Source organism: Streptomyces sp. NBC_00986, assembly GCF_045162565.1.
Lineage (GTDB): Bacteria > Actinomycetota > Actinomycetes > Streptomycetales > Streptomycetaceae > Streptomyces.
Genome location: NZ_CP108733.1, coordinates 5,057,863 through 5,080,409 on the forward strand (window position 1 = coordinate 5,057,863; position 22,547 = coordinate 5,080,409).

The window sequence follows — 22,547 nt, forward strand, 5'->3', positions numbered from 1 at the left end:
TCCGAAACACCGACGGAAAGGCACCGCATGAACACCACGCCCGCACCGGCGCCCCCGGCGGCCGACTGGGAGGAACTCGTCACCACGGCCCTGCTCGGCACGGACCGCCGTACACCTCCGGGGTGCGCGCCGGGCCAGGACGCACCCGTGGCGCTGCTGGACGCGGCGGCCGTGGAGACCGTACGGCGACGGGCTGGGCTGACTCCGACGCGGGCTGCCGAGCGTCCGGAGCCCGCCGCGCCCGACGCGCGTCCGGCGCTGCCCGCCGCGGCGGCGCGCAGGCTGGCGATGCTGCTGACCGACCGTCCGGGTACGGGCGGTGGGGGCCGTAGGGGCACCTCGCCGGATCTCATGGAACTGCTGCCCCAGTGGCTGACGGCGGCCAACGCGCGTGGCTTCGCCGCACCCGTCCAGGCCTTGCCCGCGCTGCTGGACGCGGCCCGGGGGCGTACGGATCTGCGGCCGGCGGCGCTGGAGTTCGCGGGCCCGCGCGCGTTGTGGCTGGCCCGGCTGAACCCGGACTGGCGGTTCGCCCTGCGCGCGACACCGGGCGGCGGCACCGCACTGCCGGACCTCGACGCCCCGGACCAGGTCCAACTGCTGTGGCAGGAGGGGCTGTTCGCCGAGCGGGTCGCCCTGCTCGCGGCGATACGGGCACACCGGCCGCCCGCCGCACGGGAGTTGCTCGTCACGACCTGGGCGACGGAGCGGGCGGAGGACCGGCTGATGTTCCTCGACTCGCTGCGGATGAGGCTCTCCGCCGAGGACGAGCCGTTCCTGGAACAGGCGTTGGCCGACCGGAGCCGCAACGTCCGCGCCACGGCCGCGGAGTTGCTGTCGGCGCTCCCGGACTCGGCGCTCGCCGCGCGGATGGCGGTCCGGGCGTCGGCCTGCGTGGCCGTCGACCGTACGCGCGAGGAACCGGGCCTGGTGGTCGAGGCGCCGCACGAGTGCGACTCGAGCATGGAGCGGGACGGTGTGGTGGCCAAGGCTCCGGCGGGACGAGGTGAACGCTCGTGGTGGTTCGGCCAGTTGGTGGAGGCGACTCCGCTCGGGACCTGGGAGCGGCGGCTCGGCGGACGTACGCCCCAGGAGATCGTGGCGCTTCCGGTGGCGGACGACTGGCGGAGCGAGCTGCACGCCGCGTGGTGCCGGGCGGCCGTACGGCAGCGGAACCCCGAGTGGTCCCGGGCGCTGCTGGGGACGCCGTCGGCACCCGAGGCGGGCGGGCCGGGGGCGGTGTCCCTGGCCGAGCGCGCCAAGCTGCTCAGCACGCTGGGCCGGGGCGAACGGGCCGACTGGGTCGCCGGGTTCATCGCGGCGCAGGGGCTGTCCGAGGCGTTTCAGCTGCTCGGGGTGTGTGCGGTGCCGTGGGCTGCGCCGCTTGGGCGGGCTGTCGTGGACGCGCTCAACATCGCGCGGGACGCGGGGAGTTACCCGTGGAGCTTCAGCGGGGTGATGGGGCTGGCCGAGCGGTGTCTCGACCCGGCCGAGGCGGGTCGGCTGGACGGGTTGCTGGCGGTGCCGGACGAGACGGAGGACGCGGCGCCGGGAGCCGGGGGCTATTGGGCGGAGGCGTTTCAGCGGCTGGTCACGACGTTGCGGTTGCGCGCGGCGATGACGGAGGAACTGGGGGCGCCGTAGGAAGTAGGGGAGTTGGCGGCACCGTAGAAGCCACGGGGGTCGGGAGCGCCGTAGAAGCTTGGGGGCTGTGCCCCCAAACCCCCCTCCGGCCTGAACGGCCTCCTCAAACGCCGGACGGGCTGAACAATCACCGGAGTCCAGTAGCGGAGCCTTGTCGCACGTTCTCCCGCACCCAGTCCACGATCGCCTGCGTCGTCGCCCCGGGTGTGAAGATCTCCGCGACGCCCTTCTCCTTGAGGGGAGCGATGTCCGCCTCGGGGATGATGCCGCCGCCGAAGACGAGGATGTCCTCCGCCTCGCGCTGCTTGAGGAGGTCGATGACCGCGGCGAAGAGGGTGTTGTGGGCGCCGGAGAGGATGGAGAGGCCGATCGCGTCGGCGTCCTCCTGGATCGCGGTGTCGACGATCTGCTCGGGGGTCTGGTGGAGGCCGGTGTAGATGACCTCCATACCGGCGTCGCGCAGCGCCCGCGCGATCACCTTGGCCCCGCGATCGTGGCCGTCGAGCCCCGGCTTGGCCACCACCACGCGGATCGGACCGGCTGCCACACCCATCACTGCCTCCATGAAGCGACTGCGTTCATCCCTACCCACGGGTACCGCGGTACCCGCTTCAGTGCGGGAAGTGAACGAACGTTATCTCCAGCATCCCGCAACCGGCAGTTTCGCGGCGGATACCGAGGGGGAAATCACACGATGGGACACGTTCGCCGCGCAGCGTTCCAGCGGGAACAAGCGCACCGGGAGCCGCAACGAGGTCGCCGTACCACCGCGCCGCAGGCCGCGCGGCGCGGTGGTACGGCGCATCGGCGCAGGCACGTAGGGCACGCAGGGCAGGTACGGCACGACAGCGGGAAGCCTCGTCGCCAGACCGACAGGGCTCCTCGGTACATCGACGGCGTCGGTCACGCCGTGCGCCGCACTCACCCCCCGCGTACCCCTCGGGCACCGTCGGTGATCCTCGCCGTGGCCTCCCACGAGGGCACACGGGGGACGGAGCTGTCGTTCCGTGTGCCGACAGGAGGTCGGCCATGAAGGTCACCGGGGTCGCAGCGCCCTTTCTCCCGCTATGTCAGCGCCTCCTGCCCAGCAGGCTGGCGGGCCTCTCGATGACCCTCCTGAAAGCGACCGCCCTGGAGATCGTGATCCTCGCGGGCCACCTTCTCCTCTATCCCTCCGGCATCACCCAGGAACACCGGGAACCGCTGCCCGAGCCGCCCTCGCCCAAGGACGCGGCACAGCTGCCGACCGAGGCGAAGCCGCCGGTGGTGCTGCTGCACGGGTTCATCGACAACCGCTCGGTCTTCGTGCTGCTGCGCCGTTCCCTGGCCCAGCACGGCCGCCGCCAGGTCGAGTCCCTCAACTACTCGCCGCTGACCTGCGACATCCGCACCGCGGCCGAGCTGCTCGGACGGCACATCGAGGAGATCTGCGAGCGCACCGGCAGCCGGGAGGTCGACATCGTCGGGCACAGCCTCGGCGGGCTGATCGCGCGGTACTACGTGCAGCGGCTCGGCGGCGACCTGCGGGTCCGCACGCTGGTGACGCTCGGCACACCGCACTCCGGCACGGCCGTCGTCCCGCTGGCCAACGCCCACCCGATCGTCCGCCAGATGCGGCCCGGCTCGCCGGTGATCGAGGAGCTGACCCGGCCCGCGCCCGGCTGCCGTACGCACTTCGTCAGTTTCTGGAGCGACCTCGACCACCTGATGGAGCCGCTGGAGACGGCCTGCGTCGACCACCCCGACCTGATCGCCCAGAACGTCCAGGTCAGCGGGATCGGCCACCTCGCCCTGCCGGTCCACCCGGCCGTCGCGACCGGCATCCGCCAGGCCCTCGACACCCCGCTGCCGGAAACCCCGGCCGCGAGCCGCACCGGCACCCACGCGAGCCCCCGCGCCGGCGGCCTGACAGTGGCCTGATCGGGTACCGACAGCGGGCACACAGCCTCCCGAAGATCGAACGCTAATCGAACCCACGGCCAAACCCGTGCCCGCCGTCCCCCGAAACACGGCCGAATGCCCGTTTCCTGCTGACGCGAAACCTGACGAAGATTGTCGCGCCCGCATACTGCCGGGTACAGTCCACCGCACTGCTCTGGCAGCCCCTGTTGTCGAGGCGAATAGAGAAGTTGGTGAACGATCGTCACCCGTCGGGGACCATGACCACCCCGGCTCCGGCTTCCGATGCCACCTCGGCGCACTACGCGTCGTACGGCGGGCAGGACGCCCAGTACGGTGACTTCACCACGTACGGCGACCACACCGCCACGGATTTCCACCCCGGCGCGGCCGCCCAGGCCACCGCGACCTTCGCGACCGACCCCCTCTTCGGCGACATGCCGGGCAACGGCCACGACACCGGGGCGCACGCCACCGGCGCCTACGACTCCTCCGCCTGGTCCACGGGTGCCCAACACACCCTGAACTACGACCCGTACGCGGCCCAGCACCACGCCGCCTACGACACGGGCGCCTACGAGACCACCGCCTGGTCGGCCGACTACCAGCAGCTGTCCGCCATCCCGCCGCAGACCGGTGCCCCCGACGTCAGCGGTCAGTGGGACGCGAACGCCTGGCTCCAGCCCGACACTTCGGCGCATGCCGCCGCCCCCGCCGACCAGACCCAGCAATGGGAATGGGGCACGCAGACCTTCGACACCGGCACCTACGACGCCACGCAGTGGAACGCCGACGGCACCGCGGCCGACGCGACCACCACCTTTGAACAGGCGTCGTACGACGGGACGCACGAGGGCACGTACGACGAACCCGCTCCGGAAGACGGCGAGTTGACCGGCGAGTTGACCTCCGCCGGCGAGATGCCCGCCCTCGACGAGGCCGAGCCGGACCAGGACGGTTCCCCGTCGCAGCCCGAACTCCTCGACGACCAGGAGGAGTTCACCCCGAGCCCGGCCCCGGCCGGCTCGCGCGCCGCGGCCCGCAACGGGAGCCGTTCCCGCCGCCGTACGCCTCCGAAGCGGTCCGCGCTGATGACCATCGCCGTGCCGTCCGCGTGTGTGATGGGGGTCGCCGGGATCGCCGCCGCGTCCATCGGCACGCTGACCGGCGGCAGCGAGACGACGGCCTCCGCCTCGGACGCGACCTCGGTCAAGCCGTCCGTCGCGAACAACAAGCTGGACGCCCAGATCAAGAGCCTGTCGGCCGGTGCCGACGACTTCGCCGACCGGGCCAGCCGTACGCAGGAACGTATCGACCTCAAGGCCCAGCAGGAGGCCGAGAAGAAGAAGGCGGCGGCGGAGGCGGCGCGCAAGGAGCGGCTGCGCCCCAAGTACGTGCTGCCGGTCACGCAGAAGGGCCTCAGCGCCTACTTCGGCCAGGCCGGCGTCAACTGGATGTCCGTGCACACGGGCATCGACTTCCCCGTCTCGTACGGCACGAACGTGATGGCCGCGACCGACGGCGTCGTCAGCACGAAGTGGAACAGCGCCTACGGCAACATGCTGATCCTCACGGAGAAGGACGGCACGCAGACCTGGTACTGCCACCTCTCCAGCTACCGCGTCGCCTCCGGTACGACGGTGAAGGCCGGCGACTCGATCGCGTACTCCGGGAACTCGGGCAACTCCACCGGCCCGCACCTGCACTTCGAGGTGCGTCCGGCGGGCGGGGCGGCGATCGACCCGCTCCCGTGGCTCCGCAGCCACGGGCTCGACCCGACCTGAGCCGCCCCAACTCCCTCAGGGCCCAAGCCACTACGGCTTACAGCTTCTCCACGGGCGCGTACCGCAGCAGCAGCCGCTTCGGCTTCGGCTCCCCGAAGTCGACCGTCGCCTCCGCGTTCGCCCCCGTGCCGTTCACGCCGACCACCGTGCCGAGCCCGAACTGGTCGTGCGTGACCCGGTCGCCGACGGCCAGCGCCACGACCGGCTTCTCCGAGGTCCTGCGGGTGGCGAAGCCCGAGGCACCCGACGCCGACGAACGCGAGCGGGACGAGGACAGCGAGGCCGCGATGCCCGAGGCCGGACCCGTCGACGGCGGAGCCGCCATCGCGCCGGTCCGCTTCCACTCCACGTGCGCCGCCGGGATCTCCTCCAGGAAGCGCGAGGGCGGGTTGTACGACGGCTGCCCCCACGCGCTGCGCAGCGACGAGCGGGTCAGGTAGAGGCGTTCCCGCGCGCGCGTGATGCCCACGTACGCGAGGCGCCGTTCCTCCTCCAACTCCTTGGCCTGGCCGAGGGCGCGCATGTGCGGGAAGACGCCGTCCTCCATGCCGGTGAGGAAGACGACCGGGAACTCGAGTCCCTTGGCGGTGTGCAGGGTCATCAGGGTGATGACTCCGGAGCCGTCCTCGTCCTCGTCGGGGATCTGGTCGGAGTCGGCGACCAGCGCCACCCGCTCCAGGAACGCGGCGAGCCCGACCGGCGTCTCGCTCTCCCCGTCGCCTGAACTGTTCTCCTGCTCGAACTCGAGCGCTACGGCGGCCAGTTCCTGGAGGTTCTCGATGCGGGTCTCGTCCTGCGGGTCGGTGGAGGCCTGCAACTCGGCGAGGTACCCGGTGCGTTCGAGGATGGCCTCCAGGACCGTCGCCGGGCCCGCGCCGGAGTCGACGATCGTCCGGAGGTCCTCCATCAGCGTGTTGAACTTCTTGACCGCGTTCGTCGACCGCGCGGCCATGCCGTACGCCTCGTCGACGCGCTTCAACGCCTGCGGGAAGCTGATCTTCTCGCGCTGCGAGAGGGCGTCGATCATCGCCTCGGCGCGCTCGCCGATGCCACGCTTGGGGACGTTGAGGATGCGGCGCAGCGGAACCGCGTCCTCCGGGTTGGCCAGGACGCGCAGGTAGGCCAGGACGTCCCGGACCTCCTTGCGCTCGTAGAAGCGGACACCGCCGACGACCTTGTAGGGCAGGCCGACGCGGATGAAGATCTCCTCGAAGACACGGGACTGCGCGTTCGTCCGGTAGAAGACGGCGACGTCTCCGGCCTTCGCGTCACCCGCGTCGGTGAGACGGTCTATCTCCTCGGCGACGAACTGTGCCTCGTCGTGCTCCGTGTCGGCGACGTAGCCGGTGATCTGCGCGCCCGCGCCCGCGTTGGTCCACAGGTTCTTGGGGCGGCGGGACTCGTTGCGCTCGATGACCGCGTTGGCCGCGCTCAGGATCGTCTGCGTGGAGCGGTAGTTCTGCTCCAGGAGGATCGTCGTCGCGTTCGGGTAGTCCTCCTCGAACTGGAGGATGTTGCGGATCGTCGCACCCCGGAAGGCGTAGATCGACTGGTCGGCGTCACCCACGACGCACAACTCGGCGGGCGGCAGGTCGTGTTCACTGGGCGGGACATCGACCGGGTGCTCGGAGGTGCCGACCAGCTCACGCACCAGCGCGTACTGCGCGTGGTTGGTGTCCTGGTACTCGTCGACCATGACGTGCCGGAAACGGCGGCGGTAGTGCTCGGCGACGTCCGGGAAGGCGCGCAGCAGGTTGACCGTCGTCATGATCAGGTCGTCGAAGTCGAGGGCGTTGGCCTCGCGCAGCCGCGACTGGTACATCGCGTAGGCCTGGGCGACGGTCTTCTCGAAACCGTCGGCGGCCTGGGCGGCGAAGTCCTCCTCGTCGATCAGCTCGTTCTTCAGGTTCGAGATCTTGGCGCTGAAGGACTTCGGCGGGAACTTCTTCGGGTCGAGGTCCAGGTCGCGGCAGACCAGGGCCATCAGACGCTTGGAGTCTGCGGCGTCGTAGATCGAGAACGAGGACGTGAAGCCGAGCTTCTTCGACTCGCGGCGCAGGATGCGGACGCACGCGCTGTGGAAGGTCATCACCCACATCGCGTTGGCGCGCGGACCGACGAGCTGCTCGACGCGCTCCTTCATCTCGCCCGCGGCCTTGTTGGTGAAGGTGATCGCGAGGATCTGCCCGGGGTGCACGTTCCGCTCGCCGAGGAGGTAGGCGATGCGGTGGGTGAGCACGCGGGTCTTGCCGGAGCCGGCGCCGGCCACGATGAGCAGCGGGGTGTCGGAGTGGACGACGGCCGCGCGCTGGTTCTCGTTCAGCCCGTCCAGCAGGGCCGCCGGGTCGACCACCGGGCGTGGGGCCCCGTCCCGGTAGTGGGCGTCTCTGCTCGCGGGCACGTCGAACTTCCCGCCGAACAGGTCGTCCGGAATCGGCTCCGGTCCGTGCTCGTCCTCGGGCGGTGGCGGGGGCTCTCCCTCGTGGGCCCGGGGGCCCTGGAGATCCGCCAGGAAGCTGTCGTCAAAGAGGCTGCTCATCGCCTTCCGAGTTTAGGGCGCCCCACTGACAACCGACTGCCACCCCGGGAACTCGGGAAAATTCACGGACCAGAACCGCTCGATCACGATCAGCGATGGCCGATCCAGCACATGGCCAAGGTCACGGACGCGTACCGGGCATATCGACCATCAACCTTCACACAAGCCACACGAATTGGTTAGCGTTCGATCAAGCCGTACGACCCCGCCGACCTGGGGCGCGTCGGTCCAACTCCCTTTCCGGGCACGGACCGTAGGGCAACAACGGCCCCGTAGGACAGCAACGGCCCGTAGGGCACCCTTTGGAAGGAGTCGCCTCCTTTGGCGTCGTCGCACCGCAAGCCGCGTTCCGCGGGCTCGCGCATCGCAGGCATATGGGCCCCCTCCGACGACGGCGACCGGAGTCTCGGCGAGGTCGAGCGGAAGGTCGACGACCTCTACCGGCAGGCGGAGTCGGGGACCGAGACGTACAACGCGGCCAGGGAGAGGGCGGCCAGGCAGCGCAGGCGTGTCGACACCGGCCCTGAGGACGCGCCCAGGCTCACTCGGAAGCTCAACTCCGCGCGGGAGCGGCTGGGTTCGTTCACCGCCGCGCAGTACCGCACCGGGGCCTCCGCACCGGACGCCTCGGCGTTCCTGCTCCCGGACACCCCGCAGGACTACTTCGAGCAGGCCCAGCTGATGAGCCGGCTGACCAGCCGCCAGAAGAACGCGGTCCGTCACGAGACGGCCGAGAGCCTCCACACCCCCGACGACGCGCAGAGCGACCTGAGGACGGCCAAGGCCACCGTCCAGAAGAAGCTCTCCACCGCGCGCGAACTGCTGGCGCGGCCGACCGCTCGGAAGCAGCCGACCGAGGCGGCACGGAGCACCTCCTCCGGCTCCTCGCCCTCCGCCGACTCCTTCTACGCCACCAAGGCCGCCAAGGCCATCGCCTTCGCCCGCGCCCAGATCGGCAAGCCGTACGTCTGGGGCGCCGCCGGCCCCGGTTCGTACGACTCCTCGGGCCTCGTCCAGGCCGCCTGGAAGGCCGCCGAAGTGACGCTCCCGCGCGTGATCACCGACCAGGCGAACGCCGGCACGACGGTCTCCCTGGCCGACGCGCAACCCGGTGACCTGGTCTTCTTCCACGACGACAGCAGTCACGTCGGTGTCTACGTAGGCGACGGCACGATGATCCACGCCCCGAAGCCCGGCGCCTACGTACGCGAGGAGTCGATCCACCACGACGGCGCGGCGACGGTCCACAGCGTGGTGCGGCCGGCCTGAGCGGAGTCCGTACGCGCGCGTGAGGGTGTTTTTTGGGGGCCACGCACGCGTGCAGGTGTTTTTGACGTCCACGCGCGCGTGGCCCGCCGTCGGCACCGGGGCCGCTCCCTAGCATCGGCCCATGTCCGATACCGGTATCTCCCGCTTCCGCGCCTGGTGGGCGCAGCGTCCGCCGGCGGCCGGGGCCGTCGTGATGGCCACCGCGATCATGTCGGTCGGCCTGCGTGTCACGGGGTACGAGGTGCTGTCCCGCATCGCCTTCGCGGTGGCCTGCGCCTTCTGGCTGGGGCTGGCCGCGGACTTCGCCGTACGGCTGCTGCGGGACCGGCGGCGGTGGCTCGCGGAGGCGGAGTCGCCCGGCGCACTGACCGCCACGGCCGCGACCGCCGTCCTGGGGACCCGGTTCTCGGCGACGGGCTGGCAGACGGTGGCCGAGGCGCTGCTGGCGCTGGCGGCGGTGCTGTGGCCTTGGCTGCTCGTGCGGGTCGTACGGAACTGGCAGGGCCGGATGCCCGGCACCGTGTTCCTCGGCTGTGTGGCCACCCAGTCGCTGGCGGTCCTGGGGGCGACGATCGCCGCGGCCGAGTCGGTGGCCTGGCTCGCGCACACGGCGTTGGTGCTGTTCTGGTTCGGCCTGGTCCTCTACGGCTTCGCACTCGCCCGGTTCGAATGGCCACAGGTGATCACCGGGGCCGGGGACCACTGGATCGTCGGCGGCGCGCTGGCCGTCTCGGCGCTGGCCGGGTCGAAACTGATCACCGCCGACAGCGCGCGCCTGTACCTGTGGAACTCCGACGACCGGGGCGTCCTGCGGGCCGTGACCGTCACGCTGCTGGTGCTCGACGTGGCCTGGTGCGTGGTCCTGCTGGGCGCCGAGGTCGCCCGGCCGCGGCTGCGCTTCGACGTGCGGCGCTGGTCGACGGTGTTCCCGTTGGGGATGACGGTGGCGACCATGCTGTCCGTGGGAACCGCCGTGGGCGTCTCGTGGCTGCGGACGCCCGGGGAGGTGGTGCTGTGGATCGCGGTGGCGGCCTGGCTGGTCGTCGCCGCGGGGACGGTCCGGTTCTACCTCGCCGCCACGTCCGGGGTCACGTCCACAGGACCGCGATGAAGATGTTCACCATGGTCAGCCCGCCCACCAGCGCGAACTGGCTCTTGTCGACCGTCTCCTCGTCCCGCTTCACATAGACGAGGCCGAGGATCACGATCAGCAGCGCGAGCTTGATGCCGATCTTGATGTTGTTGACGTGCTGATCGTCGGCCTGGTTGAGGCCGACCAGGATCGCGCCGGTGACCAGCATGGTCAGCGCGCCGTGCAGCATGCCGGGGACGAAGCGGGCGGTGCCCTGGCCCATCGCCTTCATCTGGGTGAGGAAACCGCCGAGCAGCGCGGCGATGCCGATGATGTGCAGGCCGACGAAGAGATGGATGAGTACGTCCATGGGGCCGGAGCCTAATCAGGGGCTCGGGGACCCTCCGACACCGCCCCTCTGTAGCGGCCTTCATGACCTTGCATATATGCGGCCCATAGCACCGCGCCGCCCCGCCCCGCGCCGGAACCGCCGCTTCGGTCAGCGCTCCGTGCGAAGGCGGCGGCCCCGGACCGGGATCACAGTCACTTGTGGTCAATCGCCGATCACCTCATGTCAGTTGTGGACATGCGTTACCGGGCCGTCACCATCAGGTTTAGCGTCCTCCACCAGGTGACCGGCTCCCCACCGCCGCCCGGACCAGGGGCGGCAGTCGGCCACCACCGCCGAAGAATGTCCGGCGGCGGCCCGCTCCCCCTGTGCGGGCCGCCGCCGGACGCGCAATCGCCCGCTCCCCCGGCGGTCGTACGAAAGGACGTGCAGTCCACGTGGCAGCGCACCGCAAGCCCCGACAGCGCTCGCTCAGCGGCAATACAGCCCGGACGGCGGCGACGATCGCCCTCGCGGGCGCGGCGACGGCGACCGGCTTCGACGGGACCTCGCACGCCGAGCCACAGCTGACACCGACGCAGGTCAAGACCAAGGTGGACAAGCTGTACCAGGAGGCGGAGGTCGCGACCGAGAAGTACGACGGCGCGAAGGAGAAGGCGGACGCGGCCGAGAAGCAGCTGAACACCCTGCGGGACGAGGCGGCACGCAAGACGGAGAAGCTCAACTCGGCCCGGGACTCGCTGGGTTACGTCGCCGCCGCCCAGTACCGCAGCGGCGGGCTCGACCCCGCGGTGCAACTCATGCTCTCCGACAACCCCGAACGGTATCTGGACGGCGCCGAGTTCGCCGACCGGGTGGGCCACCGGCAGACGGCGGCCGTCGAGCTGGTACGCCAACAGCTGCGCGAGATCGAGCAGTTGCGCGGTGCCGCGCACATCGAGCTGACCTCGCTGAAGTCCCGGCAGGCGGAGCTGGGCAGGCAGAAGAAGACGATCAACGGCAAGCTGGACCAGGCCCGCCGCCTGCTCTCCGGTCTGACCCCTCAACAGCGGGCCCAGGTCGACGACTCCACGACCGGCGGCACGAGCCGCGCATCACGCTCGTCTACGACGGCCAGGGGCGCGCTGGCCGCGCCGGGCTCCTCCGCCGCCGCGACCGACGCCCCCAACTCCCGTGCGGCGGCTGCCGTTTCCTACGCCTACCAGAAGCTCGGCAGCCCCTACGTGTGGGGCGCGACGGGCCCGAACGCCTTCGACTGCTCGGGCCTCGTCCAGGCCGCGTACAGCTCCGCCGGAGTCTCCCTGCCCCGCACGACCTACGCCCAGATCAACGCGGGCCGGCGGGTCTCCCGGTCCGAACTGCGCCCCGGCGACCTGGTGTTCTTCTACTCGGGCATCAGTCACGTCGGCATCTACGTCGGCGACGGCCAGATGATCCACGCCCCGAACCCGACGGCCCCGGTGCGACTGGCGCCGATCGACGAGATGCCGTTCGCGGGGGCGACCCGGGTGGTGTGAACCCCCAGGGGCCCCTGGGTGAACTCCCTTACGAGGTCGGGCGCTTACGGGGTAGGTCCCCTACGGGTCACACCAGTCGGCGTGCCGTCGCCCACCGTGTCAGCTCGTGCCGGTTCGACAGCTGGAGCTTCCTCAGTACCGCCGAGACATGGGACTCGACCGTCTTCACCGAGATGAACAGCTGCTTGGCGATCTCCTTGTAGGCGTAGCCGCGCGCGATGAGGCGGAGCACCTCGCGCTCGCGCTGGGTGAGGCGGTCGAGGTCCTCGTCGACCGGCGGGGCGTCGGTCGACGCGAAGGCGTCGAGGACGAAGCCGGCCAGGCGGGGCGAGAAGACCGCGTCGCCCTCCTGGACCCGGAAGACGGAGTTGACGAGGTCCGTGCCGGTGATCGTCTTGGTGACGTAGCCGCGCGCACCGCCGCGGATCACCCCGATCACATCCTCCGCCGCGTCCGACACGGACAGGGCGAGGAAGCGGACGGGCTGCTCGGCGTCGCTCATCAACGGGGCGCAGCGGCGCAGGACTTCGACGCCACCGCCGCCCGGGAGGTGGACGTCGAGGAGGACCACCTCGGGGCGGGTCGCGGTGATGACCGTGACCGCCTGGTCGACGTCCGCGGCCTCGCCGACCACCTCGACCCCGGTCTCCTCGGTGCGGCCGATCTCGGCCTGGACCCCCGTACGGAACATGCGGTGGTCGTCGACGAGGACCACGCGCACGTGACGCCCGCCCGCGCTCCCGCCGGTCGGCTCCGCCGGTTCGTTCGTCTCGGTCGCGTCGCTCATGACGTCTTCTCCGCCCTCTCCATCTCCAGCTCGACCTCGGTGCCGCCGTCCGGCACCGCGCGCAGTCGGGCCGTACCGCCGTGGCGCTCCATACGGCCGATGATCGATTCTCTGACACCCATGCGGTCGGCGGGTATCGAGTCGAGGTCGAAGCCCGGTCCGCGGTCACGGACGGACACGAAGACCGTCTTCCCCTCCACCTCGGCGTAGACCTGTACGGCGCCGCCCTCGCCACCGTACTTGGCCGCGTTCACCATCGCTTCGCGCGCGGCCTGCATCTGGGCGCCGATTCTGTCGTCGAGGGGGCAGTCGCCGACGACGACGACCTCGATGGGGACGCCGTGCTTGTCCTCGACCTCGGCCGCGCTGCGGCGCACCGCCTCGGCGAGGGTGTCGGGTTCGTCGGCCTCGTCCTTGCCGGTGCCCTCCGGTTTGTAGAGCCAGGCGCGCAGGTCGCGCTCCTGGGCGCGGGCCAGGCGCCGCACTTCGTTGGGGCTCTCCGCGTTGCGCTGGATCAGGGTCAGGGTGTGCAGCACGGAGTCGTGGACATGGGCGGCGACCTCGGCGCGCTCCTGGGCGCGGATGCGCATCAGGCGCTCCTCGGAGAGGTCCTGGGTCATCCGCACGAGGTACGGGCCGGCGAGCAGGGTGATGCCGACGAGGACCGCGAGGGCGGCCTGGAGGACCGAGCCGAGGTGGTCGGCGGAGCCCTGGAGCACGAAGATCGCGGTGGCACCGGCGGTGACCAGCAGGACGCCGCCGCCCGCGCGCAGCAGGCTGAGCGTACGGCGGCGGCTGCCGACCTCGGCCCAGCGGGCGCGCCGGGCATTGTCCGCCTGGCGCCAGACGAGGGCGACGCCCGCGCCGACGAGGACGGTCGGGAAGAGATAGGCCTTGGCGCCGCTGCCCAGGTTCACATTGCCGACGAAGACCAGCGCGACGACGACCATGAGGAGCAGGGCGACGATCTGGCCCTTGTCCGGCTTGCGGGCGACGAGCCTGCGGCGGCCGTCCGGCGAGGTCTCGGTGGACACGAGCGACGGGGGCCGCTGACCGGCGACCCCGCCGACGCCGAGCGGCACGAAGAACCAGAACGAGGCGTACAGCAGCGCGCCGAGTCCGTCCGCGAGGAACAGCCCCACGAACACCAGCCGCACCCAGATCACCGGCAGCCCGAGATGCCCGGCGAGCCCCCGCGCCACACCACCGAGCCAGCGACCGTCACTGCTGCGGTAGAGCTTGCGCGGCGGCCGCGGATCCTCGACGGGCAATGCTGCGGCTTCCGGCATGCCACCGATGTTCACACGCCCCGCCGTTCAGGGCATCAGGGTCGACCCCCGAGACTCCCCTGATCTTCGAATTCGGCGCGCTCGGTCCGCGAAAACGGCGTGCCGCGAGGGTTCTGACGGGTTGCCGGAAGGCGAAGCGGGCGTCCGCGGTCCATGGGTCGGCTGCGGCTGCGGGGGATCTGGGCGCCACCGGCACGCGAGCCGGTCGCGATGCCGGTCGCCGTGGCACGGGAGCCCAGCGGGCAACCCGCCGCGACGGTCCATGGGTCGCTGGCGGCTGCAGGAGATCTGAACGCCACCGGCACACGAGCAGGTCGCCATGCCGGTCGCCATGCCGGTCGCCATGCCGGTCGCCGTGGCACAGGAAGCCCGGCGGGCAACCGGCCGCCCGCGGCAACCGCGCCCGCCCGGCGAACAGCTCGTGGTGCAGCCCGCCCGCACACACCACAGCCCCTCGAACACTCCCCCGGTCCGGGTCGGGGCGGATTTCAGGGTTCGGCCAGGGTCGTCCCGACTGCCATCGGCGGCTCGCGGCGGGCAGCATGGACGCATGACAGATCACGAGCGCGCCGCGACGGGTCCCGGACCCGGCTCCGGCCCACGTCCGCGAGCGGGCGGCGGGCCGCAGGACGCCGTGCCCGGCGCGGGTGCCGCCTCTTCGCCGGGTGCCGTGCCCGGCGGCGGCACCGCGGCCGCGGCTCCGCACCGGTTCCGGCGGGACCGGCGGTCCAAGGTGCTCGCGGGGGTGTGCGCGGGGCTCGGGCGGCAGTGCGACATGGACCCGGTGATCTTCCGGATCACGCTCGCCGTGCTCTCGGCGACGGGCGGCATCGGCCTCATCTTCTACGGCTTCGCGTGGCTCTTCGTCCCGTACGACGACGAGGAGGAGAACGAGGTCCGCAAGCTCTTCACCGGCCGCGTGGACGGCCAGGCCCTGGCCGCCGTGCTGTTCGCGCTGGTCGGCTGCGGGGTGTTCCTGTCGATGCTGAACAACGCCAGTGTGCTGACCTTCGCCGTCGTCCTCTCCCTCCTGCTGGCGGGCGCGGGGTACTGGTCGCAGCAGCGCGGCGCCCCCGACCCCGACCCGCTCGCCGCGCAGGCCGTCGCCGACGCCCCGCCGGAGGCCCAGGCGCCGCCGGTGGCCACCGCCTACCCCTCCTGGTGGCGTGATCCGATCGTCAAGGACGGCACACACGTCGGTGGCACCGGTTATCTGTGGGGCCCCGGCGACTCCCGTGAGCGTGACATCGCGGATGTGATCGACGTCAGGCTCGCCCCCTCCTACCCGCACTGGCCCGTGGATCAGCGGGCCCCGCGCCCGGCGCCGCCGAAAACGCGCGGCCCGCGCTGGATCGGCGGCTGGGTGTTCCTGCTCGCACTGCTCGCGGGGGGCCTCGGCACCGCCGCGAAGTGGGACGACCAGGCGCTCGGCACCAGCCTGCAGGCGGGCCTGGCCTGCGCGCTCGTCGTCTTCGGCCTGGGGATCGCGATCAGCGCGTTCCTCGGGCGTACGGGGGCGGGCTCGGTGTTCCTCGCGATCGTCACGGCCGGCCTGCTCGCCGCCTCGGCCGCCCTGCCCAAGGACCTCACCACGCACTGGGAACACCTCACCTGGCAGCCCGCGGCGGTGGCGGACGTACAGCAGAAGTACGACCTGGGGAACGGGGTGGGCACGCTCGACCTGACCCGGCTGCGGCTGGCCAAGGGGCAGACCGTCGCGACGGACGCCGAGGTGGGCGTCGGGCAGTTGAAGGTCATCGTGCCGTCGAACGTGACGGTGAGGCTGAGTGTGGACGTACGCGTCGGGGACATCCAGTTGCCCGGTGACGACAAGAAGGACGTGGACGTGGAGCCGGGCAAGCACAAGCAGGTCACCCTGACCCCGGCGACGGGCGTCAAGAGCACCGGCACGCTGGACCTGGACCTCCAGGTCGGCGTCGGACAGGCGGAGGTCAGCCGTGCTGCGTCATGAGTTCCAGCCCGGAAAGCTGGTCGCCGGCCTCTTCCTCGCCACCGCGGGCGTGGTCTACGCCGGGGACGCGGGCGGACTGTGGGTGACCGAGTGGTTCGCGGTGATCCCGCTGGTCACGGTCGGCCTGGTGCTGGCCGGCGTGGTGGCGGGCATCAACGGCGCGGTCCGCAGACGCCGAGGGGCCGGCCGCAGGAACACGGCCGACCCCGGTCCGGACATATCCGGCTGAAGATCGTCTAAGGGGGGCCCGACAGCCCGCCCGGTCTCGGAGGCTACCGGTAGCCTCCGGCCCGTTGCCTACGCCTGCCGCGGATCACCGCGTCCAGGGAGAACATGGAGGCGCCGGCGAGGACGAGGGGCAGCCAGGCCATCAGGTAGGCGAGGTCGTTGCCGTAGTAGTACGGGTCGTTGGCCCAGCTGATGGTCAGCCACAGGCTGAGCGAGATCAGCGCGCCGCCGAGTGCGGCGAGGCGGGCCAGCAGACCGATCAACGTGCCGATACCGACGGCGAGTTCACCGAAGGCGATGGCGTAGCCGAAGCCGACGGGGCTCTTCAGGGCCAGGTCGACCAGGGCCGGGATCGCCGACGAGTCGCGGACCGCGCGCATCGTCTCGCCGATCGAGCCGGCGCCGGAGGACTTCATGAAGGCGCTGTCGGTGAGTTTGTCCAGGCCGGCGTAGATGAACGTGACGCCGAGGAAGACGCGCAATGGGAGCAGGGCGTATCGGGTGGCGGTGTCCCGCCAGCTCCGGTCGCCGTCGAGGTACGGGGTTTGCGTATCCATTCGAGTGCCGTGAGTCATCGCCCTTAGCCGCCTCTCGCCCGCTGTGCCGTGACCCCTCAACAGACCATACGTACGAATAGGGGGACCCGCTCAATCATGCTTCAACCAGTTTTCGCGACTTTGGTACGGCTCGTGCGGTGGGCGTCCCGCCGCGGGCGTCAGTCCGTGACGTCGACGACGCAGGAGTTCGTCTCCACGCCCGCCGCGGTCACGACCTGTACCTCCACCCGTCCGGGCTCGACGTCGACCGGGACGGGGACGGTCAGGAGGGTGTCCGTCGGGTTGGAGAAGCCGCCGGTGACCGGGACGAGGGGGACGTGGACGTTGACCGGGCCGATGCGGACGACCATGCGGGAGAGGCGGTCGGCGGTCTGGGCGCCCGGGGGTACGAAGCCCGCGCCGCGGATCTCGATGTCGTCGCCGGTGCGGATGGGGGCGTCGAGGTCGCCCGCCTCGCGGGAACGCACCACCGAGAGGATGACCGGACGGCCGCCCTCCGCGTACTTGCCTGCCAGGTATGTCGCGGCCGAGATCAGCACCACGACCGCCAACCCCCAGGGCAGGTCGGGCAGTTGGTCGGGGCGGCGGGCCAGGCGTACGGCCACGAAGACGAGGGCGACGGCGCTGATCGCGACGTACTGGATGTCGGCGAAGGTGCCGCGGCCCGCGTCGTCGGTGAGGAGGTCGGCCGCGCGGGGGCGGTCGGCGGGGAGTTTCTGGAGGCGCTGGCCCAGCACGCGCAGGCCCACGACCCGGCGGACGAGGACGGCGATCGCGCAGACCACGGCGAGGACGGTCACCACACCGGCGCCGCGGGCGAGTTCGAGGCCGGAGATGAGGGCGTCGCGCTCGGCGTGGTCGGAGGCGGCGGCGAGGCGCCCGGCCAGGACCAGCACCGCGTACGCGACGAACAGCACCCAGGACACGGCCACGGCGCGGGAGGTCGACAGCCGGTTGTCCTCACCGATGACCGGCGCCAGCGCCCCGCCGCGCGCCCGGTGGAACCAGGAGGCCGCGGTCAGCGCGCCGGCGACCACGAGCGCGGCCAGCAGTCCGGCCGTGCGGGCGGCCGTCCAGCCCGCGCCGATCGCGGTGAGCGCCTGCACCAGGAGCAGCACGACGAAGGCGCTCCACACCGCGAAGGCCGTGCGGTGCCAGAGGCGGGCCAGCCAGGCGCCGCCCTCGGCGCGGCCGCGTTCGGCGACGACGTCGGCGGACTGGGTCAGTTCGTCCGAGACCCACTGCCGGGAGGCGGACACCGAGTGCGCCACCGCCGCGGGCAGCCCCTCCCCGGCGGCGAATCCGTCCCGCTTGACGAGGAACGCGGCGACCGCGCGCCGATGCCCCTCGCGTGCTCCGTGCGGGCAGTCCCCGCAGGTGCAGCCGCCTCCGTGGGCACCGACGTGCTCGCCGCCCTGTCTCGCCTCCTGCACCGCCACGCCCGACGCCTGCCTTCCCCATGCCCCTCGGCCCGCGACCCCGGACCCTCACGTTCGGCGGCCGGCTCCGAAGCCTTTGGCCACCGCCTTGCAACTCCCGTACGACAACAGCGGATTGTGCCCTACGGGACACGGCCCGCGTCCGGCAGGTCTGGTCAGCGCGGGTGAAGTGACGGCCGCCGTGTTGACCCGGCTGCGAGAATTTCCCTATGGCCGAGATCATCCAGCGCGACGGGACCTGGGCCTTCGACGGCACAACGGTCCGTATCACGCCGGGACTTCACCGCTCCGTGCCACTGTTCCGGCAGACGTACGGGGAGATCGCCGTGCCCCTCGAAGCCGTCGCGGGGGTCGTCTACGAACCCGAGCGCAAGCGTGGCCGACTGCGCCTGAGACTGCGCGAGGGTGCCGACCCGCTGCTCCAGGCGACCGGCGGACGACTGCCGGACGCGGCGGATCCTTACCGGCTGATGGTGGACATCGACCGGTCCGGGGTGGCCGAGTACGTGGCGGAGGAGATCCGGCACGGGCTGCTCCTCGACCAGATCCCCAAGGACCCCACCAAGGCGTATCTCCTGCCGGGTCCGCCGGTGCCGGTCTCGGTGCGTTCGTCCGACGGCACGGTGTCGTTCGACGGCGCCCAGGTGCGCATCGACTGGGCCGACACCTCGGAGCGCGTCAAGCGGGCGACCGGGCCGCGCATAGTCGCCGTGGGCGACCTCGTCCAGGTGGAGTGGCTGCCCAACTCCGGGTACGAGGACGGGTTCATGCGGTTCGTGACCCGCGAGACGGTGTTCTCCAAACTGCCGCCGGAGAAGGACCCGTACGCCCTCGATCTGTGGGGCAGCACCCGCCGGGATCTGCTCACCGCGCTGGTCGCGACGGCGGTGACCGCGCGGCTGCCGCATCCGTCGGCACGGGAACACGAGGGCGACAACGGCGAGTTCACGGATCGGCCCCGACGGGCGGCCTCCGTCCCGCCTCCGGCGGATCATCACGACGTACTCCTGCGCAGGCTGCGGGAGTTGGGGGAGCTGCACCGGGAAGGGGTGCTCACGGACGAGGAGTTCACGATGACCAAGGCGGCGGTGCTGCGGGGTTTCCGGTAGGGGCCTCAGCTGAGGAGGTCCGGTTCGCTGCGGCTGATGTCCTGCCACAGGGGCTGGTAGTTGATCCACGCGACGAGGTCACCGCCGGTCTGTTCGCGGGTGGCGACGGCGAGTTTGTGGTCGATGAGGAGAAGGCGGCCGGCCGCCTTCGCGAGGAGCTGGACCTGGCAGGAGCGTTCCATGGACAGGAACCACCAGGCCGCCGCGTCCACCGAGTCCCCCACGGTGAGCAGGCCGTGGTTGCGCAGCACGAGCGCCTTGCGCGAGCCGAGGCCGGCGGCGATCCGCTTGCCCTCCTCGGCGTCGACGGAGACACCGCTGTAGGCGTCGTAGAGCGCGTGGTCCTCGTAGAAGGCGCAGCTCTCCTGGCTGATCGGGTCGAGGAAGTCGCCGAGGGCGGAGAGCGCGCGGCCGTGCACGGAGTGGCAGTGGGCGACCGAGACGACATCCGGGCGGGCGGCGTGGACCTGGGAGTGCACGGTGAACGCGGCCTGGTTGACGTGGTGGCGGCCCTGGAGCACCTGTCCGTCCGAGTTGGCCAGCACCAGATCGCTCACGGTGACGTGCCGGAAGGGCATCCCGAAGGGGTTGACCCAGAAGCAGTCGGTGAACTCGGGGTCGCGCGCGGTGATGTGCCCCGAGACCCCGTCCTCGAAGCCGTACCGGCCGAACAGGCGCAGGGCGCCCGCGAGCCGTTCCTTGCGGTGCCGGCGTTCGTCCTCGACCGACTCGTGCATCGGCGGCATGGCGAACCGCAGCCGGTCGGTGGGCAGGGGGGAGGGCGGTGTCGGCCCGTGCATCGGTCCTCCAGCACTGGGTTCCTGGTTACCGGCGGAAGTTACCGTCAGTGAGGCGAAAAGGGCAGTGGTGTTCTGTAAAGATGCGGCACCAAGCGTGGCCGGGTGCCTTCCCGGGGCTTTCCGGGTCCGTCCCGAGTCCCGACCGAGTCCGTTCTGAGTCCGTCCTGCTCCGTCCCCAGTCCTCCGCGAATCCGGACAGCGGATGTCGGGTATCGGCGGGACAGTGACCGTATGACATCGAACTGGGCGGTATTCGTCACCGCCGAACCCGAGCTCGCCGCGACCGTGGAGAAGCGCTTCGGTGCCTTCACGCACCACATCCTCGCGACCCTGCGCAAGGACGGGTCGCCGCGGACGAGCGGGCTCGAAGTGCGTTTCCTGGACGGGGAGTTGTGGTTCGGGATGATGCCCGACTCGCTGAAGGCGCTGGATCTGCGGCGGGATCCGCGGTTCGCGCTGCAGGCGAACCCGGGGGCGGGTACGGAGATGGGCGGCGGGGATGTGCGGGTCGGCGGGCGGGCGGTGGAGGTCACCGACCCCGGGGTGAAGGGGGCGTACAGCAAAGAGGTGGAACCGCCGGAGCCGTTCCACCTCTTCCGCACCGAGGTGACGGAGGTCGTGCGGACCTACGTCGAGGACGAGAAGTACCTGGTCGTCCAGATCTGGACGCCCGGGGCGCCGGTGCGCACCCTCAAGCGGACCTGAGCCTCAAGAAAGGCCTACTCCCACTCGATGGTGCCCGGCGGCTTCGACGTGATGTCGAGGACCACTCGGTTGACGTCGGCGACCTCGTTCGTGATGCGGGTGGAGATCTTCGCGAGGACGTCGTACGGCAGGCGCGACCAGTCGGCGGTCATCGCGTCCTCGGAGGAGACCGGGCGCAGGACGATCGGGTGGCCGTAGGTGCGGCCGTCGCCCTGGACGCCGACGCTGCGGACGTCCGCGAGGAGGACCACCGGGCACTGCCAGATGTCGCGGTCGAGGCCGGCCACGGTCAGTTCCTCGCGGGCGATCGCGTCGGCCTCGCGGAGGAGGTCGAGGCGGTCCTTGGTGACCTCGCCGACGATGCGGATGCCGAGGCCGGGGCCCGGGAAGGGCTGGCGCTGGACGATCTCGTCCGGGAGGCCGAGCTCCTGGCCGACCATCCGCACCTCGTCCTTGAACAGCTTGCGCAGCGGCTCGATCAGCTGGAACTCGAGGTCCTCCGGCAGGCCGCCCACGTTGTGGTGGGACTTGATGTTGGCCGTGCCGGTGCCGCCACCGGACTCGACGACGTCCGGGTAGAGCGTGCCCTGCACCAGGAACGCGACCTCGGGGCCCTCGTCCGCGATGATCTCTGCCTGCGCCTGCTCGAAGACGCGGATGAACTCGCGGCCGATGATCTTCCGCTTCTGCTCCGGGTCGGAGACCCCGGCGAGCGCGGTGAGGAAGCGCTCCTCCGCGTCCACGACCTTCAGCTGTACGCCGGTCGCGGCCACGAAGTCCTTCTCGACCTGCTCGGTCTCGCCCTTGCGCATCAGACCGTGGTCGACGTAGACGCAGGTCAGCTGGGAGCCGATGGCCTTCTGGACGAGGGCGGCGGCTACGGCGGAGTCGACGCCGCCGGACAGACCGCAGATGGCGCGCCTGTCGCCGACCTGCTCGCGGATCGCGGCGACCTGCTCGTCGATGACGTTGCCGGTGGTCCAGTCCGGGGTGAGGCCCGCGCCCCGGTAGAGGAAGTGCTCCAGGACCTGCTGGCCGTGCGTGGAGTGCATGACCTCGGGGTGGTACTGGACGCCGTAGAGCTTCTTCTCGTCGTTCTCGAAGGCGGCGACGGGGACGACGTCCGTGGACGCGGTGACCGTGAAGCCCTCGGGGGCGGCGGAGCAGGCGTCGCCGTGCGACATCCACACCGACTGCTCGTCCGGGGTGCCTTCGAAGAGGGTGGAGGACGCCTTGGAGACGTGCAGTTCCGTACGGCCGTACTCGCGGGCACCCGTGTTGTCGACGGTGCCGCCGAGGGTGGTGGCCATCAGCTGAAAGCCGTAGCACATGCCGAAGACGGGGACGCCGGCGTCGAAGAGTTCGCGGTCGAGGCGGGGGGCGCCCTCCGCGTACACCGACGAGGGGCCGCCGGAGAGGATGATCGCCGCCGGGTTCTTGGCGAGCATCTCCGCCACCGGCATGGTGCTCGGCACGATCTCGCTGTAGACCCGGGCCTCGCGGACGCGGCGGGCGATGAGCTGGGCGTACTGCGCGCCGAAGTCGACGACCAGGACGGTGTCGGGGGCGGGGGTCGCTGCTGACACGA

General features: G+C 71.2%; 20 protein-coding genes. 11 read left to right on the forward strand and 9 right to left on the reverse strand.

Features of this window, described 5'->3' with window-relative positions; genetic code table 11:
* Window positions 1–27: 27 nt before the first annotated feature.
* Window positions 28–1,644, forward strand: coding sequence for a DUF5691 domain-containing protein (locus tag OG504_RS22100; protein WP_405991389.1), 1,617 nt, complete (start codon window positions 28–30; stop codon window positions 1,642–1,644).
* Window positions 1,645–1,771: 127 nt separating this feature from the next.
* On the opposite strand, the gene OG504_RS22105 is transcribed toward OG504_RS22100, so the two are convergent.
* The gene (locus OG504_RS22105; protein WP_393759690.1) at window positions 1,772–2,197 is read right to left on the reverse strand and encodes a cobalamin B12-binding domain-containing protein; all 426 of its coding nucleotides are present in this window, start codon (window positions 2,195–2,197) and stop codon (window positions 1,772–1,774) included.
* 70 nt (window positions 2,198–2,267) lie between these two features.
* Between OG504_RS22105 and OG504_RS22110 the strand changes: the two genes are divergently transcribed.
* From OG504_RS22110 to OG504_RS22120, 3 genes are all read left to right on the forward strand, one after another.
* The gene (locus OG504_RS22110) at window positions 2,268–2,465 is read left to right on the forward strand and encodes a hypothetical protein (protein ID WP_405991390.1); all 198 of its coding nucleotides are present in this window, start codon (window positions 2,268–2,270) and stop codon (window positions 2,463–2,465) included.
* Window positions 2,466–2,673: 208 nt separating this feature from the next.
* Window positions 2,674–3,564: a lipase family alpha/beta hydrolase gene (locus OG504_RS22115; protein ID WP_405991391.1), complete on the forward strand. Its 891-nt coding sequence runs from the start codon at window positions 2,674–2,676 to the stop codon at window positions 3,562–3,564.
* Between the two features lie 239 nt (window positions 3,565–3,803).
* The gene (locus OG504_RS22120; protein ID WP_405996402.1) at window positions 3,804–5,327 is read left to right on the forward strand and encodes a peptidoglycan DD-metalloendopeptidase family protein; all 1,524 of its coding nucleotides are present in this window, start codon (window positions 3,804–3,806) and stop codon (window positions 5,325–5,327) included.
* Between the two features lie 37 nt (window positions 5,328–5,364).
* On the opposite strand, the gene pcrA is transcribed toward OG504_RS22120, so the two are convergent.
* Window positions 5,365–7,866 (reverse strand): DNA helicase PcrA, encoded by a 2,502-nt coding sequence (gene pcrA / locus OG504_RS22125; RefSeq protein WP_405991392.1) that lies wholly within the window; start codon window positions 7,864–7,866, stop codon window positions 5,365–5,367.
* A gap of 321 nt (window positions 7,867–8,187) precedes the next feature.
* Here pcrA and OG504_RS22130 point away from each other — a divergent pair, with 321 nt between their 5' ends.
* Both OG504_RS22130 and OG504_RS22135 read left to right on the forward strand, forming a co-directional pair.
* Window positions 8,188–9,135, forward strand: a complete 948-nt coding sequence (locus OG504_RS22130) for a C40 family peptidase (RefSeq protein WP_405991393.1) — start codon at window positions 8,188–8,190, stop codon at window positions 9,133–9,135.
* A gap of 121 nt (window positions 9,136–9,256) precedes the next feature.
* Entirely contained in the window at window positions 9,257–10,246 is a 990-nt protein-coding gene (locus OG504_RS22135) for a tellurite resistance/C4-dicarboxylate transporter family protein (RefSeq protein WP_405991394.1), read from the forward strand.
* Here OG504_RS22135 and OG504_RS22140 read toward each other — a convergent pair.
* Window positions 10,224–10,577, reverse strand: coding sequence for a hypothetical protein (locus tag OG504_RS22140; RefSeq protein ID WP_019055618.1), 354 nt, complete (start codon window positions 10,575–10,577; stop codon window positions 10,224–10,226). The two genes, OG504_RS22135 and OG504_RS22140, sit on opposite strands and share 23 nt — an antisense overlap.
* 416 nt (window positions 10,578–10,993) lie before the next feature.
* Between OG504_RS22140 and OG504_RS22145 the strand changes: the two genes are divergently transcribed.
* Window positions 10,994–12,073, forward strand: coding sequence for an NlpC/P60 family protein (locus OG504_RS22145; protein WP_405991395.1), 1,080 nt, complete (start codon window positions 10,994–10,996; stop codon window positions 12,071–12,073).
* A 67-nt stretch (window positions 12,074–12,140) separates the two neighbouring features.
* Here the strand turns inward: OG504_RS22145 and OG504_RS22150 are convergent, their stop codons facing one another.
* Window positions 12,141–12,860, reverse strand: a complete 720-nt coding sequence (locus tag OG504_RS22150) for a response regulator transcription factor (RefSeq protein WP_019055616.1) — start codon at window positions 12,858–12,860, stop codon at window positions 12,141–12,143.
* Window positions 12,857–14,149 (reverse strand): PspC domain-containing protein, encoded by a 1,293-nt coding sequence (locus OG504_RS22155; RefSeq protein WP_405991396.1) that lies wholly within the window; start codon window positions 14,147–14,149, stop codon window positions 12,857–12,859. Before OG504_RS22155 ends, OG504_RS22150 begins: the two co-directional genes overlap by 4 nt.
* A 550-nt stretch (window positions 14,150–14,699) precedes the next feature.
* On the opposite strand from OG504_RS22155, the gene OG504_RS22160 reads away from it, so the two are divergent.
* Window positions 14,700–16,121 (forward strand): PspC domain-containing protein, encoded by a 1,422-nt coding sequence (locus OG504_RS22160; RefSeq protein ID WP_405991397.1) that lies wholly within the window; start codon window positions 14,700–14,702, stop codon window positions 16,119–16,121.
* Window positions 16,108–16,350, forward strand: a complete 243-nt coding sequence (locus tag OG504_RS22165; protein WP_405991398.1) for a hypothetical protein — start codon at window positions 16,108–16,110, stop codon at window positions 16,348–16,350. The genes OG504_RS22160 and OG504_RS22165 overlap by 14 nt, the downstream gene beginning before the upstream one ends.
* A 43-nt stretch (window positions 16,351–16,393) precedes the next feature.
* Here OG504_RS22165 and OG504_RS22170 read toward each other — a convergent pair whose 3' ends face one another.
* The gene (locus tag OG504_RS22170; RefSeq protein ID WP_384286804.1) at window positions 16,394–16,924 is read right to left on the reverse strand and encodes a DoxX family protein; all 531 of its coding nucleotides are present in this window, start codon (window positions 16,922–16,924) and stop codon (window positions 16,394–16,396) included.
* Between the two features lie 140 nt (window positions 16,925–17,064).
* The gene (locus OG504_RS22175) at window positions 17,065–18,345 is read right to left on the reverse strand and encodes a hypothetical protein (protein ID WP_318018289.1); all 1,281 of its coding nucleotides are present in this window, start codon (window positions 18,343–18,345) and stop codon (window positions 17,065–17,067) included.
* A gap of 209 nt (window positions 18,346–18,554) precedes the next feature.
* Between OG504_RS22175 and OG504_RS22180 the strand changes: the two genes are divergently transcribed.
* Window positions 18,555–19,454 carry a DUF4429 domain-containing protein gene (locus tag OG504_RS22180; RefSeq protein ID WP_405991399.1) on the forward strand — a complete coding sequence of 300 codons (900 nt, stop codon included), beginning with the start codon at window positions 18,555–18,557 and terminating at the stop codon, window positions 19,452–19,454.
* 5 nt (window positions 19,455–19,459) lie between these two features.
* Here the strand turns inward: OG504_RS22180 and OG504_RS22185 are convergent, their stop codons facing one another.
* On the reverse strand, window positions 19,460–20,254 hold the full coding sequence (locus tag OG504_RS22185; RefSeq protein ID WP_405991400.1) for a class II aldolase/adducin family protein: 795 nt from the start codon (window positions 20,252–20,254) through the stop codon (window positions 19,460–19,462).
* A 231-nt stretch (window positions 20,255–20,485) separates the two neighbouring features.
* Between OG504_RS22185 and OG504_RS22190 the strand changes: the two genes are divergently transcribed.
* Window positions 20,486–20,959, forward strand: a complete 474-nt coding sequence (locus OG504_RS22190; RefSeq protein WP_405991401.1) for a pyridoxamine 5'-phosphate oxidase family protein — start codon at window positions 20,486–20,488, stop codon at window positions 20,957–20,959.
* Between the two features lie 14 nt (window positions 20,960–20,973).
* Here OG504_RS22190 and guaA read toward each other — a convergent pair whose 3' ends face one another.
* Window positions 20,974–22,545, reverse strand: a complete 1,572-nt coding sequence (gene guaA / locus OG504_RS22195) for a glutamine-hydrolyzing GMP synthase (protein ID WP_405991402.1) — start codon at window positions 22,543–22,545, stop codon at window positions 20,974–20,976.
* Window positions 22,546–22,547: the final 2 nt, after the last annotated feature.